General features: G+C 61.3%; 3 protein-coding genes. All 3 read right to left on the bottom strand.

The window, feature by feature from the left end:
• Nucleotides 1–71 precede the first annotated feature (71 nt).
• Nucleotides 72–1,298 (bottom strand): amidohydrolase family protein, encoded by a 1,227-nt coding sequence (locus OXG98_05860; GenBank protein MCY3771526.1) that lies wholly within the window; start codon nucleotides 1,296–1,298, stop codon nucleotides 72–74.
• 160 nt (nucleotides 1,299–1,458) lie between these two features.
• Nucleotides 1,459–2,070, bottom strand: coding sequence for a methyltransferase domain-containing protein (locus tag OXG98_05855; GenBank protein MCY3771525.1), 612 nt, complete (start codon nucleotides 2,068–2,070; stop codon nucleotides 1,459–1,461).
• A gap of 186 nt (nucleotides 2,071–2,256) precedes the next feature.
• On the bottom strand, nucleotides 2,257–2,888 hold a 632-nt coding region (locus OXG98_05850; protein ID MCY3771524.1), incomplete at its 5' end, for an amidohydrolase family protein.

Raw genomic sequence — 2,888 nt, 5'->3', positions numbered from 1 at the left:
CCAACCCTTGATTGATACGGCCCAGCGGCTCGCCGAACAGGTCGAAGGCTAGTTGCGGATAAACCGTATCATCACAACGAGTTCTTATAGATCGTGCCGGCCTTCATAACCAGCCGCGGCCCGCCGGCCTCGGGTTGTAAGGCACCGAGGTCTTCAAGCGGATTGCCATCAAACACGACCAGGTCGGCGTATGCCCCCGGAGCGACCGTTCCAAGTTTTCCCGCCTGGTTCAGGATTTCGGCGTTGATCGTCGTTGCCGAGCGCAGGATGTCGATGGGGTTGAGGACCTCCCGCCGGATCAGGAACTCGCGACACTGCTGGGCGTGGAGGGGCCCCAGCAGATCGGTTCCGTAGCCCAGCTTGATCCCGGCCGCCTGACACAGCTCAAGCGAGGTCAGCCCCGCGGTCTGAATTTCTTTCAGCTTGACGATATTGCCCTCGGGCAGGCCCAACTCCTTGCCCAGCTCTCCGAGGGTTTCATACGTCACCAGGGTGGGGACGACATAGGCTCCGTGCTGGGCGACTAATTCCGCGGTTGGTTGGTCAATCAGATTGGCGTGCTCGATTGAGCGCACCCCCAGCTTGACGACGCGGGCAACGGCTTCCGCGGTGTAGGCGTGGGCCATGACATAGGTGCGCCGCGAGGTCGCCTCCTCGACTGCGGCGCGGATTTCCTCGTCCGAGTATTGCAGCATCCACACCGGGTCGGTCGGTGAGGAGAGGCCGCCCGTGGCCATGATCTTGATCTGATGCGCCCCTTTGCGCAGCTCTTCCCGGGCCGCCCGGCGGACCGCATCCACCCCGTCGGCGACCTGTGACAGACAGCCCTGAAACCCGCAGGCGCACGGTTCAAAATGTTTGACCGGCCGTGTATCGCCATGACCGCCGGTCTGGCTCAAGGCCCGGCCCGAGAAAAACAGACGGGGCCCCTTGATCAAGCCCTGCTCAATTGCGGCGGCCAGGCCAAAGTCGGCTCCGGCCGCATCCCGTATGCTGGTAAAGCCCCGCTGGAGAGCGTCTTCCAGCAGCGTGCGGGCGTGTTGACTCAAAAGCGACATGGGCCAATCGTCCAGGCTGGGAAGATTGACGCGGGCGGCATAGGCATGAAAGTGGGCGTCGATCAGACCGGGCAGGAGAAAACGGCCACCCAGACGGATTTCCTGGGCGCCGGCGGTCTTGAGCGGCCGCTCGGAAACCTCCTTGATTTCACCGTCTTCGATCAGGACGTCCGCCCCGTCGAGCAACTCGGGGCTGTGGCCGTCGAAGATGACCCCGTCGCGTAAGACTATCGTGCCCATGGCTGCCTCCCGCTAGCCGCTCTGACGGGTCGCCTCAAACAGCGCTCCGTACAGGGCAATTGTCCTGAATAGCGAAAGCCGTTCGGATTTCCTCAGGCGCGCTGTCGTACAGGTGCTGCACCATGGCGACTCGTGCCGGCGGAGTCGCCATCCGTGCCGTTCAGGCCTGAAAGTCCAGCGGCAGACGCCAAGTGGAAATAATACGTGACTGAAATCCGCTCCGTTCAAACATGGCCTGCCACTGGGCCACCGTGTGGTCCCGGACGTGCGAGGCGTCACGCAGGAGTTCAAATGTTTGTAAAAAGGTGTCGTACGCCGGCTCTTCAGGCGAGGTAATATCGCTCAGGATAAACCGCCCGCCAGGTTTCAGCACGCGATGGCATTCCCGGAGCGCCGTCAGGGGGTTCGGCCAGTGATGGGCGCTATAGCGGGAGACCACAAGGTCAAAGCTGTTGTCGGCGAACGGAATCTGTTCGACATCGCCCTGGCGCGTTTCAATATGGGAGAAGCCGCGTTCGGCGGCCAACTGCTCGACCTGTTCCAGCATGTGCGGGGTGAGGTCGAGGGCCACGACCCGACGGCTATGCGGAGCGATGGCCACCGAGGTATGGCCCGCCCCACAGCCCGCATCCAGGGCGTACGGCTGTTCCTGCTGTTGCACCAGCTTGGCAATCTGGATCAAATCCTCGCCCGTGGCATGGACCTGGCTGGTTTTATACTGGGCGGCTGCCCGACCGAATTGATCGTGGATGGATTGCTTGATGTCGCTCACAGTTTTTCTCCGTTCGACTGGACCGGTCCCCTCACGCCACAAACGCAGGCCTCACCTCATTCACGAACAGTTCATGAGACTCGGGGGGGACGGAAATCACGATCGTATAGGTGAGACCCATCTCCTCAATACGGGTGTGGATATCCCGTTTGACCCGTGGGGCACGTAAAGACCTGTGGGGTCGGGTTAGACGCCAAAGAGCTTCTGTGTGTTATCGCGCATCACCGCACGCACCACCTCAGGTGGCAGGCCTTCCAGCCCTTCCACATAATCAATCGGCTCAGCACAGCCCTCAGGATGCGGCCAGTCGGAACCGGCCAACACGTTTTCTGGCCCGAGGACCTCTACCAGCGCCGGAATGTCCTCTTCCGGAAAGGGAGAGACTTTAACGTGTCGCTTGAAAATTTCGCTGGGCCGGTCCGGAGCATGGCCGAATGTCCAATCTCGCGGACCCGACAACCGCGCCGCATGGTCCATGGCCTTGAGTAAGGGCGCAATCCACGCGGCCCCGTTTTCAATGCTTACGACCTGCAGACTCGGAAATCGACCAAACAGATTGTGGAACACGAGCGCGCTCAGGGTATCAGCCGTCGCGCGTTCCGTCGAAGCGATCACCCGTTGGAACGGACTGAGTCGGTGGCTCGGAGGGGAGGGGTTCTCACTCCATTGTGAAGAGTATACTTCGGTCAGGCCATCATTGCCCAGATGAAACACAACCGGAATGCCGGCTTCCTGACAGCGCGCCCAGAACGGATCATACAGCGGGTCTGCCGGTGAGTGCCCATTGACCGGACCTGGTGTTAAGTTCACACTTCGCG

Source organism: Gemmatimonadota bacterium (genome assembly GCA_026706345.1).
Classification (GTDB): Bacteria; JAAXHH01; JAAXHH01; order JAAXHH01; family JAAXHH01; genus JAAXHH01.
This window is presented reverse-complemented; position numbering and strand designations above follow the sequence as displayed.

What these genes read in the sequence shown, in the direction of transcription:
- OXG98_05860 (MCY3771526.1), bottom strand. Translation starts at nt 1,298, where the DNA reads ATGGGCACGATAGTCTTACGCGACGGGGTCATCTTCGACGGCCACAGC.